This is a genomic window from Dyella sp. SYSU CM1112 (assembly GCF_058216415.1).
On the sequence record NZ_JBZEGI010000001.1, the window covers coordinates 487,943 to 501,066 of the forward strand.

A 13,124-nucleotide genomic window follows, 5' to 3' on the forward strand; every position below is an offset into this window, starting at 1 on the left:
TCGGGTGGCATTGGCACCCCATGCGCGCATGCGTTTCCTGTGGTCCATCAAAGTTGTAAAGCAGGCCAGCATCGTGCCGAAGTGATAGTTTCAGAGCCCACCGCGCGAACATTTTCCCTTTCAGCCATTCGATCGAATACATGCCTTCACGTGACTTCAAACGCACAGACCGCGTTGGCGCCGAGCTCCGCCGCGAGTTGGGTACCTTGGTACATGCAGCGGTGCGCGATCATGGCTTGCCATCGTGCAGCGTGTCGGATGTGGAGGTGACGCGCGATTTGGACTGGGCCACGGTCTGGGTTACCGCGTTGTTGCCACAGCAGTCGAAGGAAGTGGTGAAGGCACTGAACGAGCTGACCGGAGAGTTCCGTCGTTCCTTGTCGCGCATAATGCGTATCCGCCGGGTGCCGGAGTTGCGTTTCAAGTACGACGACTCGGTCGACAAAGGTGAACGGATCGAGCAGTTGTTGCGGCAAAATCCATCGCAGGATTCGGACGAGGGCGAGGATTGAATCGCCAGGCATCGGCGGCTTTTCCATCCAGGGCGCGGGAGGTTGCTGCCGTCTTTCGCTCCCAACTTCCTGGATCCGCTTCTTTCGGATAAGGATGATAAGGCCGGCTTTCTCATTACCCTGGGAAGATTTCCTGGCAAGGGCCGATGCCTCAAATACTCTTCATCTCACCCTATGAGCCGCCGCCGACATCGCCCAGACGCCCGTGATTTGCACGGCATCCTGCTACTCGACAAGCCACTGGGCATGAGTTCGAACAAAGCGTTGCAGATAGCGATGGCCATTCTGCACGCCGCCAAAGGCGGACATACGGGAGCGCTGGATCCGCTGGCAACGGGGCTGCTGCCGTTGTGCTTCGGCGAGGCCACCAAGATCGCAGGCAATCTACTGGGTTCACGCAAGGCTTATCTTGCCGAATGCCGCCTTGGCGTCACAACCACGACGGCGGACCTTGAGGGTGAAGTTATCGATCATCGCCCTGTGCCATCGCTAGAGGAAGCCATCGTCGAAGCCGTACTGGCCTCGTTGCGCGGGCGCATCATTCAGGTACCACCTGTGCATTCAGCACTCAAGCAAGGCGGTGAGCCGTTGTATCTGAAGGCGCGGCGTGGTGAGGCCGTTCAGGCGCCGCCGCGCGAAGTAGACATCGATCGGTTGGAGCTGGTTTCCCGCGACGGAGATACGCTGACTCTTTACGTGGAGTGCGGATCGGGTACTTATATCCGCAGTTTGGCGGTAGATATAGGCGAAAAGCTCGGTTGTGGCGCCCATCTCACTGCCTTGCGGCGGTTATGGGTAGAGCCATTCCGCGAGCCCATGATGGTTACCCTGGAGGCGCTGCGCGAAGCTGCGGAGCAGGGTGAGGACCTGCTGGACAGGATGGTTCTGCCTCTGTCAGCGGGGGTGGCGGATCTTCCGGCGTTACATCTCGATACGGTCGACAGCTTAGCCGTCTCACAGGGACGTCAGATTGACTGGCCCCAGGGAAGGCCGCGGGAGCGGTCGGCCGCTTTTGCCGAGGATGGTCGCTTGCTGGCGCTGGTCGAATACGACGAACGGGGATGGATGCGCATCCTGCGAGGGTTCAATCTGCCTACGACCGGTTAACGTCTTATGTGATGGTCTTGTTGCAATATGCTCAGGGCCGGTACAATTAGCCTCTTGATTCAGTACTTTCACTCAACCTGTCGGAGCTTGCGCAACGTCATCGGGCGGTGACGTTGCGCAAGTTCCGCATCTGTTTTTTTAAGGAAGACATCCATGTCCCTCACCGTAGAACAGTCCAGCAAGATCATTGCTGACTTCGGCCATGCGCCGAACGACACCGGCTCCACGGAAGTGCAGGTTGCCCTGCTTTCTGCCCGCATCGAGCACCTCACTGATCATTTCAAGACGCACAAGCAGGATCATCACTCCCGTCGTGGTCTGCTGAAGCTGGTCAATCAGCGCAAGCGCCTGCTTGGGTACCTCAAGGATCGTGATCTGGCCCGTTATCAGAGCCTGATCGAGCGCCTTGGCCTGCGTAGATAATTTCTGCGCTCATCCATGATCGTGAAGATCAAGAAGCGGCCGTCCTGGTCGCACTCTTTAAAAATTTGGATAACCAATGGCGAAAGTAACCAAGTCGTTCCAGTACGGTAGTCACGAAGTCACACTGGAGACGGGCGAAATCGCCCGCCAGGCTTCGGGCGCGGTCATGGTCAGCATGGGCGGCACGGTGGTGCTGGTCAGCGTTGTGGCTGCCTCGAAGGCGAAAGATGGGCAGGATTTCTTCCCGCTCACCGTTGACTATGTCGAGAAGTTCTATTCGGCCGGTCGCATTCCTGGTGGCTTCTTCAAGCGGGAAGGTCGCCCGACAGAGAAAGAGACACTCACTTCGCGTCTGATCGACCGTCCAGTGCGCCCGCTGTTCCCGGAAGAGTTCAAGAACGAAGTCCAGGTCATCGCTCAGGTCATCTCGCTCAATCCCGAGGTCGATGGTGACATTCCTTCGATGATCGGCGCTTCTGCTGCGCTGACGCTGGCTGGCATTCCGTTCAAGGGCCCGATCGGCGCTGCGCGCGTGGGCTATGCAAACGGCCAGTATCTGTTGAATCCTTCTGTCACCGAGCTGAAGACTTCTGACCTGGAACTGGTCGTTGCCGGTACCGCCAATGCGGTGCTGATGGTGGAGTCCGAAGCCAAGCTGCTCAGCGAAGAAGTGATGCTGGGCGCCGTGGTATTTGGCCACAAGCAGATGCAGGCAGTCATCGGCGCGATCAATGAGTTTGTTGCCCAAGCCGGACGCAAGACGTTCCAGTGGGCGCCGCCGGCGCGTAATGACGCGCTGTTCAAGGATATCGAGAGTATCCTCGGTGACCGTCTGGAAAAGGCTTTCGCGATCCGCGACAAGCTGGAGCGACGCGACGCGATTGCCGGACTGAAGACTGACATCAAGACCGGTATTGCGGAAACCGCTGCTTCGCATGGTTGGACCGATCTCGACATCAGCAATGCGTTTGCGGAAATCGAATACCGCACCATGCGTGATGGCGTGCTCAAGACCAAGGTACGCATCGACGGCCGCAAGCTGGATGACATCCGCCCGATCTCGGTGCGCGTGGGCGTGTTGCCGCGCACGCATGGCTCGGCGCTGTTCACCCGTGGCGAGACGCAGGCACTGGTCGTGGCTACGCTGGGTACTGCCCGTGATGCGCAGATCATCGATGCGCCGGAAGGCGAGTCGAAGGATCCCTTCCTGTTCCACTACAACTTCCCGCCGTTCTCGGTGGGTGAGACTGGCCGTTTTGGCGCCCCAAAGCGCCGTGAAATCGGCCATGGTCGCCTCGCCAAGCGTGGCGTGCAGGCTGTGAAGCCCTCGCTGGAGGAATTTCCGTACGTGCTGCGCGTGGTTTCTGAAATCACCGAGTCGAACGGTTCCTCGTCCATGGCGTCCGTTTGCGGTTCCTCGCTCGCGCTGATGGATGCTGGCGTCCCTCTGAAAGCCCCGGTGGCAGGCATTGCCATGGGTCTGGTGAAAGAAGGCGGCGATTTCGTCGTACTGTCCGACATCCTGGGCGACGAGGATCACCTCGGCGATATGGACTTCAAGGTGGCCGGCAGTGCCGAGGGCGTTTCCGCGCTGCAGATGGACATCAAGATCGACGGTATTACCGAAGAGATCATGCGCGTAGCGCTGGAACAGGCTAAGCGTGGCCGTCTGCACATCTTGGGTGAAATGGCCAAGGTGATCAGCCAGCCTCGTGCGGAAATGAGCGAATATGCACCGCGCCTGCTGACCGTCAAGATTCATCCGGACAAGATCCGTGAAGTGATCGGCAAGGGTGGCGCCACCATCCGGGCCATCACCGAAGAGACGGGCACCACCATCGACATCAGCGACGATGGTACCGTGGTCATCGCCTCGGTCAATCGCCTGGCGGCCGAAGAGGCCAAAAAGCGCATCGACCAGATCGTCTCCGACGTCGAGCCGGGCCGCATCTACGAGGGCAAGGTCGCCAAGCTGATGGATTTTGGTGCGTTCGTGACGATCTTGCCGGGCAAGGACGGTCTCGTTCACGTCTCGCAGATATCCAATGAGCGTGTGGAGAAGGTCTCCGACAAGCTTAAGGAAGGCGACATCGTCAAGGTCAAGGTGCTGGAAGTGGACAAGCAGGGCCGTATTCGCCTGTCCATGAAGGCAGTGGCCGAAGACGAGGGCGCCAGCGCCTGACGCTCTCCGAAAAGTCCGATCTTTGACAACGCCCGGTTCCTGTAGCCGGGCGTTGTCATTTACGCAAGCCTGTATTTGATACGATGGCGATTCAGTTTGAGGATGCAGGCATGCCCGACCAGGCGAATGAGTTTATGAAGGACTACCAGTCTTTTGCGCAACAATCCTGGGACGCTTGGATGCGTTATCTCCAGCAGCAGCAAACGGGCAACCCAGTTCCTCTTTGGGGCATGGGCTCCGCGGCAGTCCCACCGATGCAAGACGATTTGCTGAGTCGCACTCTCGCCAGCCTTAAGGCGTATGGCAGTTGGTTGCAGCAGGCAGCCAGTGCAGGAATGAACCCGCCAGGAAACAGCTGGCAGCAGCCCGCGGCCATGCAGTCCTTTCTCGCTGCATTCAATCAACCCTTTGCGCAGACCGTGGCAGGCATCGATAGTGCTTCCGCCTTTGGCCTGGATCATCAGTGGCAAGCCTGGTTGCAGGCGATGCAGCATGCCGGTATGGGATCGTTGTTGAACCAGTCGGCGGCCTTTGGCATCACGCGTGAGGTGCAGCTTGATCAGCAAGCGCTAGCGAAGGCCATGCAGGAGTATGCGCAACTCAGCGTGCGTTATCACGGCTTACTGCAGAAGATAAATACGCAGGGCATTGCGCGGCTGCAAGAAATGCTTGCGCAACGCGCGGAACCCGGGAAACAGGTTGAATCTTTGAAAGCCTTGTACGACCTGTGGGTGGATGCCATGGAAGAGGTGTACGCCGAAATGGCGCTTTCGGAGGAGTTTCGCGAGGTCTTCGGTGCCATGGTGAATGCGCAGATGCAGGTGCGCAAACTGCAGCAACAGCAAACTGAACAAATGTGTCGTGAGTTGGGCATTCCCACTCGCAGCGAAGTGAATAGCCTCGGCGAGCGGGTGCAGCAATTGCGCCGCGAACTAAAATCGCAAAAGCAAGTTGAGTCTGTGGCGGATACCTCGGTTGATGCTTTACAAGCCGAAATCGTGGCTCTGAAGCGCGAATTGGCAGCAAGCAAGGCAGTTGCAAAAGTTCGTCCCATCGAACGCAAGGCGAGTGGCGAAAACGGCAGCAAAACGGTCACTCCTTCACGGCGCACAAAAGCAACCCGCTCCGCCGCTGGAAAGCGCAAGTAAGGAATAAGCATGCAAAACCCGTTGCATATCGATCCGCAACAAGCTTTCGGCGAGATTGCTGCATTCCAGCGCAAGCTCGCCGCGGGATGGCAAAACCTGCGTGGTCTGGGTGAGCAGGACTATGCAAATACGCCACGCGAGGCGGTCTATCGCGAAGATAAGCTCACCGTCTGGCACATGAAGGGTAGCCACAAACCCACTGCAAAGGTGCCCACCCTCATCGTATACGCGCTGGTCAATACGGTGTGGATGACCGATTTGCAGAATGACCGCTCGCTGGTGCGCAATTTGTTGGAACAGGGTGAAGATGTCTATTTGATCGATTGGGGGTATCCGGATGGTGCCGACCGCTGGTTGACGCTGGACGATTACCTCAATGGTTATCTTGATCGCAGCGTCGATGCGATACGCAAGCGTCACGGGCTTGATGCCATCAATCTGCTTGGCATTTGCCAGGGCGGTACGTTCTCGCTGTGCTACACAGCTATGCATCCGGAAAAGGTAAAAAACCTGGTCACTATGGTGACACCGGTAGATTTCTGCACCCCCGACAATATGCTGTCGCACTGGGTGCAAAGCATGAACGTGGATCTGTTCGTCGATACGCTGGGCAATGTTCCGGCGGAACTGATGAACTGGGTCTACTTGATGCTTAAGCCGCTGCGTTTGAACCAGCAGAAGTACGTCAGCCTGGTCGATATTCTCGATAATCCCGCCGAGTTGAAAAACTTCTTGCGCATGGAGCGATGGATTTTCGATTCACCTGACCAAGCCGGTGAGGCATTTCGTGAATTCATCAAGGATTTTTTCCAGCAGAACAAGCTGATTAAAGGTGACCTGCAAATCGGCAAGCAGCCAGTGGATTTGGGGATGGTGACCCAGCCTCTCCTCAATATTTACGCAACGCAGGATCATCTCGTGCCGCCGGACGCATCGCGTGCCCTGCAACGTTACGTCGGTACCACCGATTACAGTGAAGTTGCCTTCAAGGGCGGCCATATCGGCATCTACGTTTCCGGTCGTGCGCAACGTGAAGTCGCTCCTGCAATTCACCAGTGGCTGCGCGCGCGGGATACATAGCTTCCGATGATTTTCGCGTGGCTTTCGGCGTTGCTTTTCTTAGCTGTTGCTTTTCCGGAAGCGGGTATCTCATTCGTTGCGGTGAGATGAGGTGCGGTGAAGCTCGCTTGTTTTTAAGAGCTTCTTCGCTCCCTACTGCAAAGGAAAGCTGGCGCCCGCTCACCTATTTCTCCGATAAACTATTGCAATGACTAATCTTGCATCTGCACATGACACCATTCGCGCCGTTCAATGGCATGGCGATCGTTTGCGCCTACTGGACCAGCGGCTGCTGCCCGCAGAGGAAAGCTGGTTGGATTGCCGCGATGCATCGGCCGTTACTCAGGCGATCAAAGACCTAGCGGTGCGTGGTGCTCCCGCTATTGGCATCGCTGCTGCATGGGGTGTGGTGCTTGCCGCGCAGCAACGTGTTCCGATGGATAAAGCCCTGGCACAACTGCGCGCGGCACGTCCTACCGCTGTGAACCTGATGTGGGCACTCGATCGCATGAAGGCGTGCATGGATGCCGGTGCGGATGCGGTTGCATTGGAGCGCGAGGCGCAGGCCATTCAAGACGAAGACCTTGCCGCCAATCGTCATATGGGAGAATTGGGTGCCGCGCTGATCGCTCCGGGTTCTGGGGTGATGACTCATTGCAACACCGGCTCACTGGCGACATCCGGCTATGGCACGGCCCTCGGCGTCATTCGCGCAGGCGTCGCCGGCGGACGCATCCAGCAGGTATACGCAGGCGAAACCCGGCCCTGGCAGCAGGGCGCACGTCTCACCATGTGGGAATTGGTGCGCGATGGTATTCCCGCCAAGCTCATCGCCGATTCTGCGGCCTCACACTTGATGAAGTCGGGGGCGGTGCAGTGGGTCATTGTGGGTGCGGACCGTATTTCCGCCAACGGCGATACGGCCAATAAGATCGGTACCTATCAACTCGCTATCGCCGCGCGCCATCACGGCGTGAAATTCATGGTGGTCGCGCCATCTTCCACTGTCGATATGGCCACGGCTTCCGGAGACGATATCGAGATCGAACTGCGCGATGCGTCCGAGTTGCTCAGTGTGGCCGGGCGCCGCACGGTCGTCGATGGCGCGCAGGCCTGGAACCCGGTATTCGACGTCACGCCAGCTTCCTTGATCGACGCCATCGTGACCGAGCGTGGTGTGATCGAACATCCGACGACCGAGCGTATGCGAGCCGTGTTCGCCGCATGAGGCTGCGGCATGAAGTCATGCTGTTTGCAGTCGGGGGCCTGATCGGTTTCGTCATCGACGCCGGCATTGTGCAAGGACTCGTTACTTTTGCGCACTTCAATCCTTACACGGGAAGAATCATCTCGTTTTTAGCCGCGGCTACCGCTACTTGGTGGTGGAATCGTAGCCATACCTTTGCGGCGCGCCGGAGTGGTCGCTCGCTGGGTGTCGAATGGCTGCATTGGATGGCTTTGATGGGCGGTGGTGCCCTGGTCAATTACGCTGCCTATGTAGCATGCCTGATCGCTTTTCCGGACTGGCACCGATGGCCTGCGCTAGCCGTCGGCGTGGGGTCGATTTTTGCTGCTTTGGTCAATTTCGTCAGTGCTCGGACGCTCCTTTTCAGGCGCTCCAAAACAGGGTCCTAACCCTTTGATTGGAAAGGCGAAAACAAGACCTTTTCAAGTGCCGATGTGATACACTTTCAATCTACCGCCCAACCCTAGCGGGCAAGCGCAGCGCGCTTGTCACAGGGCTCTTATTCGTTACCAGGGAAGCCTATTGATGGCAGAGCTCGCCAAAGAAGTCATTCGCGTCAATATCGAAGACGAAATGCGCCAGAGCTACCTCGATTACGCGATGAGCGTGATCGTGGGACGCGCCCTCCCGGATGTTCGTGATGGCCTGAAGCCTGTGCACCGCCGCGTGTTGTACGCCATGAACGAACTTGGCAACGTCTGGAACAAACCCTACAAGAAATCCGCGCGTGTCGTCGGTGACGTGATCGGTAAATACCATCCGCACGGCGATAGCTCGGTTTATGACGCCATCGTACGTATGGCGCAGCCGTTTTCGTTGCGTTACATGCTGGTCGATGGCCAGGGCAATTTCGGCTCGGTCGATGGTGATAACGCTGCAGCGATGCGTTATACCGAAGTACGCATGGCGCGTCTCACGCACGAGTTGCTGGCAGATATCGACAAGGAAACGGTTGACTTCGGCCCCAACTACGATGAGAGCGAACATGAGCCATTGGTGCTGCCCACGCGCGTGCCGAACCTGTTGGTGAATGGCTCGGCTGGCATTGCTGTGGGCATGGCCACCAATGTGCCACCGCATAATCTCAGCGAGGTGATTGCGGCCACGATCGCGCTGATCGACAACCCGTCGTTGAGCATCGATGAGCTGATGCAACACATCCCGGGTCCGGATTTTCCGACCGCCGGCATCATCAATGGCGCAGCTGGTATCGTGGAGGCCTATCGTACTGGCCGAGGTCGCATCCTGGTACGCGCGCGCACGGAGATCGAAACCGAATCCAACGGCCGCGAGACGATCATCGTTCACGAGCTGCCTTATCAGGTGAACAAGGCGCGCCTGATCGAAAAGATCGCCGAGCTGGTGAAGGAAAAACGCGTCGAAGGCATTTCCGAGCTGCGCGATGAATCCGACAAGGACGGCATGCGCATTGTCATCGAGATCCGCCGTGACTCGATGGCCGATGTGGTGCTCAACAACCTGTTCCAGCAGACGCAGCTCCAGGTCACCTTCGGTATCAACATGGTGGCGCTGGCCGATGGGCAGCCGCGTACGTTGAACCTCAAGGAAATCCTTGAGGCGTTTATTCGCCATCGTCGTGAAGTCGTTACGCGACGGACCATTTTCGAATTGCGCAAGGCGCGTGCTCGCGCGCACATTTTGGAGGGCTTGACGGTCGCCCTGGCCAACATCGACGAAATGATCGAGCTCATCAAGACGTCTGCTTCGCCACAGGAGGCACGCGAGCGCATGCTTGCCCGCAAGTGGCAGCCAGGCACGGTTGCCACGCTGCTGGCTGCCGCCGGCGCAGAAGCCTCGCGTCCGGAAGATATGGACCCTCGCGATGGCCTGAAGGCTGATGGTTACCAGCTTTCCGACACACAGGCGCAGGAAATCCTTGCCATGCGCCTGCATCGTCTGACAGGCCTGGAGCAGGAAAAGCTTTCCGATGAATACCGCGAAATCCTTGAAACCATCCGCGGGCTTATTCAGATCCTGGAGGATCCGGAGCGCTTGCTGTCGGTGATTCGTGGCGAGCTTGAAGTCATCAAGGCTGATTTCGGTGATGAGCGTCGCACGGAAATCCAGCATTCGCAGGAAGATCTCAACGTACTCGACCTGATCGCACCTGAAGATGTGGTCGTAACGCTGTCGCACGCAGGTTACGTGAAACGTCAGCCCGCCAATATCTATCGTGCACAACGTCGGGGTGGCAAAGGCCGATCCGCGTCAGCGCTGAAAGAGGAAGATTTTGTTGAACAGCTGTGGGTGGTAAACACGCATGACACGTTGCTTACTTTCACCAGCACGGGGCGTGTTTATTGGCTCAAGGTCTATCAGATGCCCGATGCCGGTCCGAATGCGCGCGGCAAGCCGATGGTGAATCTGTTACCGCTTGCCGAAGGCGAGAAGGTGCAAGCGGTATTGCCGGTACATGAATACAGCTCGGATCGCTATGTATTCTTCGCTACCGCACAGGGCACGGTGAAAAAGACGCCGCTTACCGAGTTCGAATATCAGCTCCAGAAGGGCAAGATCGCCATCAATTTGGAAGACGGCGACGCACTGGTCGGTGTCGTATTGACCGACAGTAACAGCGACGTGCTGCTGTTCGCCTCTAACGGCAAGGTCGTCCGCTTTGACGAATGCGAAGTCCGGCCGATGGGGCGCACTGCTACGGGTGTGCGCGGCATGAAGCTGACCGACAATGCGAAAGTGGTGTCGCTGATCGTCGCCGAGCAGGGAGACATCCTGACCGCCACGGAGCGCGGCTACGGCAAGCGCACGCAACTGGATGAGTTCCCCAAGAAGGGACGCGGCACGCAAGGTGTGATCGGCATTCAATGCTCGGAACGAAACGGTCCGCTGGTCGCTGCTGCGCAGGTCACCGATGCACACGAACTGATGCTGATTTCCAATCAAGGTACGTTGGTTCGCACACGTGCCATGGAGGTGTCGCAGCTGGGACGCAATACCCAGGGCGTTACGCTCATCCGGTTGCCGGCAGACGAGTCGCTTGTCAGCGTGGTGCGGTTGGACGCTGACGAGAGCAGTAGCGATGATGCCGAGGCAGCTGAAGGTGATCCTAGCCCAGGGCAGGATGGTGCGGAGACGCAAGCAGCCGAATAAGTTCAGTCAGTAAGTTTTTGTTAGTAAAAAGCCCTGGTTTTCCAGGGCTTTTGCTATCAGGTACTTCGACACTTAAGCAAGCGTGCCGTTGTTCAAGAAGGCGTGTGTGTACGCGATAAAGCGACATTCGGAGCTTGCCGCAAGAACGGCCGACGGCTCCTGCACGGAAAAGCGAGAAGATGAAGCGGCGACCTATGCATGCGGAGCAGTGGCTTCCAGCAAAGCTTCCGCGGTTGTCACCCGTAGTTCGCCCGGGCTCTCAACAAAGACTTGTCGCACGATGCCATTCTCGGCATACAGAGCCGCACGACGTGAGCGGATTCCCATGCCGTAAGCCGATCCATCCATATTCCACCCTAGCGCCTGAGTGAAGGCGGCGTTGCCGTCCGCCAGCAGTTTCAAGCCGAGGGGAACGCGCTGCGAAGCGGCCCATGCCTTCATCACGTGGGCATCGTTGACGGCCATGCAATACACCTCAATAAGCCGGTGTTGGAACTCCGCATAATGCTTAACGTAACCCGGCAGATGGCGTTCGGAGCAGGTAGGAGTAAAGGCACCCGGCACGGCGAACAGCACAACTTTCCGACCGGCGAAGAGTGGCGCTGTGGTTGTTCGCTGCATGTCTGGACCATCGACAGCGGTCAGTGCTACATCCGGCACGTTCTGCCCGGCTTGGATCGTCATAAGCCACTCGCTGAAATTACGGCAACGCAAGCAATAGTACCGCCGGAATCCCGCTCAAGATCGTCTTGAAACCCCCGAGGCGGGCAACTATCTGGTTGTCAAGCGGCGAACGCACCGCAACCTATTCGAGGAAATAGCCATGAATCCTACCCGTAATACCCTCTGGAGTGCCACGAGTGCTTTTCCGGCCGACATTCGTCAGGCGTTTGAGCGCTTCTTTCAAAATAACGATGAGAGCGACGGTTCCAACGTGGTGACCAGCCAATGGGCGCCGCGCGTGGATATCAAGGAAGAAGACCAGCGTTTTGTGATTTTTGCGGACGTGCCGGGCGTGAATCCGGCCGAGATCGACGTCAGCATGGAAAAGGGCATTCTTACCATCAAGGGCGAGCGTGCGGTCGAGAAGAGCGAGCAAAATGGCGGTCGGTTTACCCGTGTGGAGCGGGCGCATGGTAGCTTCCACCGTCGTTTTGCCTTGCCCGATAGTGCCGATGCCGACAATATTAGCGCGACCGGCAAGTATGGTGTGCTTGAAATCGTGATTCCAAAGAAAGCGGAAAAGGCACCGCGCCGCATTACGATCAACACTGCGCAATAACCGCATCGTTGTTGAGGTTGCGGAGGCAGCCCGCCACGGACGATGATCCGCGGTGGGCTGCTGGTGCTGGTGAAATCGAGTTGGGGAGTGTAAGTGGAATTCAAAGACTATTACGACATTTTGGGCGTAAAGCCTGATGCCAGTGAAGCCGAGATCAAGGCGGCTTATCGCAAACTCGCGCGCAAATATCATCCGGACAAGAACAAAGAACCGGGCGCCGAAGAGAAATTCAAGGCGATCAACGAAGCCAACGAAGTGCTCCGCGACGTGGAGAAACGTCGCGCCTATGATCAGCTGCGCGCTGGTGGCTATCGCCCTGGCGAACAATTCCGCCCGCCGCCGAATTGGCAAGGGCAGGGTTTCGATTTTGGCGACGCTGGCGATGGTGATTTCAGCGATTTTTTCGAAAGCCTGTTCGGTCGTGCCGCAGGTGGGCGGCACGCACCTCGTGCTCGCCGTGGGCGTGACGTGCATGCCCAGGTCCAGATTGATCTGCAGACGGCCTTTAACGGGGGGCGTACTCGCTTGAGTCTGGACGATGGAAGTGGAGCCGAACGCGTACTGGAGGTGAAGATCCCAGCTGGCATCCAGCCGGGGCAGGTGATCCGCCTTGGGGGTCAGGGGCATCCCGGTGCCGGCGGAGGTCCGGGTGGTGACCTGCTGCTCGAGGTGGGCATTCGAGACGATGCTCGCTTCAAGTTAGATGGCCGCAATGTGCTGCATGTACTGTCTGTCAGCCCTTGGGAGGCCGCACTGGGAGCAACCGTGCCGGTACCGACGCTGGCTGGAACAGTTGACCTGCGCATTCCCGCTGGCACGCAATCGGGCCGCAAGCTACGGCTCAAAGGCCGGGGCCTTCCAGGGCAGCCACCCGGAGATCAATTGGTAGAAGTTTCTATCAAGGCGCCGGCAGCGGAGAATGATGCGCAGCGCAAGGCGTATGAAGCACTCCACGCTCAATTTGCCCATTACGACCCGCGGCATTCGTGATGTTCGGCAAATAAAAAAACGGCGCCTAGGAGCGCCGTTTTTTTAT

Annotated in this window: 12 protein-coding genes; 11 read left to right on the forward strand and 1 reads right to left on the reverse strand. The window is 57.9% G+C overall.

Annotated features, from left to right (window positions below):
* Window positions 1-140 precede the first annotated feature (140 nt).
* The 9 genes from rbfA to gyrA all read left to right on the forward strand — a co-directional run bounded on the left by rbfA (window position 141) and on the right by gyrA (window position 10,806).
* Window positions 141-512: a 30S ribosome-binding factor RbfA gene (rbfA, locus tag AC4HNJ_RS02435; RefSeq protein WP_490477921.1), complete on the forward strand. Its 372-nt coding sequence runs from the start codon at window positions 141-143 to the stop codon at window positions 510-512.
* 174 nt (window positions 513-686) lie between these two features.
* Entirely contained in the window at window positions 687-1,619 is a 933-nt protein-coding gene (truB, locus tag AC4HNJ_RS02440) for a tRNA pseudouridine(55) synthase TruB (RefSeq protein WP_490477922.1), read from the forward strand.
* Between the two features lie 153 nt (window positions 1,620-1,772).
* Window positions 1,773-2,042 carry a 30S ribosomal protein S15 gene (gene rpsO / locus AC4HNJ_RS02445; RefSeq protein WP_333676885.1) on the forward strand — a complete coding sequence of 90 codons (270 nt, stop codon included), beginning with the start codon at window positions 1,773-1,775 and terminating at the stop codon, window positions 2,040-2,042.
* 76 nt (window positions 2,043-2,118) lie between these two features.
* Window positions 2,119-4,224, forward strand: a complete 2,106-nt coding sequence (gene pnp, locus AC4HNJ_RS02450) for a polyribonucleotide nucleotidyltransferase (protein WP_490477923.1) — start codon at window positions 2,119-2,121, stop codon at window positions 4,222-4,224.
* 110 nt (window positions 4,225-4,334) lie between these two features.
* Complete coding sequence (locus AC4HNJ_RS02455; protein ID WP_490477924.1) at window positions 4,335-5,372, forward strand: poly(R)-hydroxyalkanoic acid synthase subunit PhaE; 1,038 nt, start codon at window positions 4,335-4,337, stop codon at window positions 5,370-5,372.
* Window positions 5,373-5,381: 9 nt separating this feature from the next.
* Window positions 5,382-6,452, forward strand: a complete 1,071-nt coding sequence (phaC, locus tag AC4HNJ_RS02460; protein ID WP_490477925.1) for a class III poly(R)-hydroxyalkanoic acid synthase subunit PhaC — start codon at window positions 5,382-5,384, stop codon at window positions 6,450-6,452.
* Window positions 6,453-6,639: 187 nt separating this feature from the next.
* Window positions 6,640-7,659, forward strand: a complete 1,020-nt coding sequence (mtnA, locus tag AC4HNJ_RS02465; RefSeq protein ID WP_490477926.1) for an S-methyl-5-thioribose-1-phosphate isomerase — start codon at window positions 6,640-6,642, stop codon at window positions 7,657-7,659.
* Window positions 7,656-8,066 (forward strand): GtrA family protein, encoded by a 411-nt coding sequence (locus AC4HNJ_RS02470; protein ID WP_490477927.1) that lies wholly within the window; start codon window positions 7,656-7,658, stop codon window positions 8,064-8,066. Before mtnA ends, AC4HNJ_RS02470 begins: the two co-directional genes overlap by 4 nt.
* Window positions 8,067-8,202: 136 nt before the next feature.
* Complete coding sequence (gene gyrA, locus AC4HNJ_RS02475; protein WP_490477928.1) at window positions 8,203-10,806, forward strand: DNA gyrase subunit A; 2,604 nt, start codon at window positions 8,203-8,205, stop codon at window positions 10,804-10,806.
* Between the two features lie 192 nt (window positions 10,807-10,998).
* On the opposite strand, the gene AC4HNJ_RS02480 is transcribed toward gyrA, so the two are convergent.
* A complete protein-coding gene (locus tag AC4HNJ_RS02480; RefSeq protein WP_490477929.1) occupies window positions 10,999-11,490 on the reverse strand; it encodes a peroxiredoxin in 492 nt (163 codons plus the stop codon).
* Between the two features lie 139 nt (window positions 11,491-11,629).
* Here AC4HNJ_RS02480 and AC4HNJ_RS02485 point away from each other — a divergent pair, with 139 nt between their 5' ends.
* Both AC4HNJ_RS02485 and AC4HNJ_RS02490 read left to right on the forward strand, forming a co-directional pair.
* Window positions 11,630-12,088 carry an Hsp20/alpha crystallin family protein gene (locus tag AC4HNJ_RS02485; RefSeq protein ID WP_490477930.1) on the forward strand — a complete coding sequence of 153 codons (459 nt, stop codon included), beginning with the start codon at window positions 11,630-11,632 and terminating at the stop codon, window positions 12,086-12,088.
* Window positions 12,089-12,181: 93 nt separating this feature from the next.
* Window positions 12,182-13,078 (forward strand): DnaJ C-terminal domain-containing protein, encoded by an 897-nt coding sequence (locus tag AC4HNJ_RS02490; protein WP_490477931.1) that lies wholly within the window; start codon window positions 12,182-12,184, stop codon window positions 13,076-13,078.
* Window positions 13,079-13,124: the final 46 nt, after the last annotated feature.

Coding starts and splice junctions, on each gene's coding strand:
- gyrA (WP_490477928.1), top strand. CDS start 8,203: ATGGCAGAGCTCGCCAAAGAAGTCATTCGCGTCAATATCGAAGACGAA.
- mtnA (WP_490477926.1), top strand. CDS start 6,640: ATGACTAATCTTGCATCTGCACATGACACCATTCGCGCCGTTCAATGG.
- rpsO (WP_333676885.1), top strand. CDS start 1,773: ATGTCCCTCACCGTAGAACAGTCCAGCAAGATCATTGCTGACTTCGGC.
- AC4HNJ_RS02485 (WP_490477930.1), top strand. CDS start 11,630: ATGAATCCTACCCGTAATACCCTCTGGAGTGCCACGAGTGCTTTTCCG.
- AC4HNJ_RS02455 (WP_490477924.1), top strand. CDS start 4,335: ATGCCCGACCAGGCGAATGAGTTTATGAAGGACTACCAGTCTTTTGCG.
- phaC (WP_490477925.1), top strand. CDS start 5,382: ATGCAAAACCCGTTGCATATCGATCCGCAACAAGCTTTCGGCGAGATT.
- rbfA (WP_490477921.1), top strand. CDS start 141: ATGCCTTCACGTGACTTCAAACGCACAGACCGCGTTGGCGCCGAGCTC.
- AC4HNJ_RS02470 (WP_490477927.1), top strand. CDS start 7,656: ATGAGGCTGCGGCATGAAGTCATGCTGTTTGCAGTCGGGGGCCTGATC.
- AC4HNJ_RS02480 (WP_490477929.1), bottom strand. CDS start 11,490: ATGACGATCCAAGCCGGGCAGAACGTGCCGGATGTAGCACTGACCGCT.
- truB (WP_490477922.1), top strand. CDS start 687: ATGAGCCGCCGCCGACATCGCCCAGACGCCCGTGATTTGCACGGCATC.
- pnp (WP_490477923.1), top strand. CDS start 2,119: ATGGCGAAAGTAACCAAGTCGTTCCAGTACGGTAGTCACGAAGTCACA.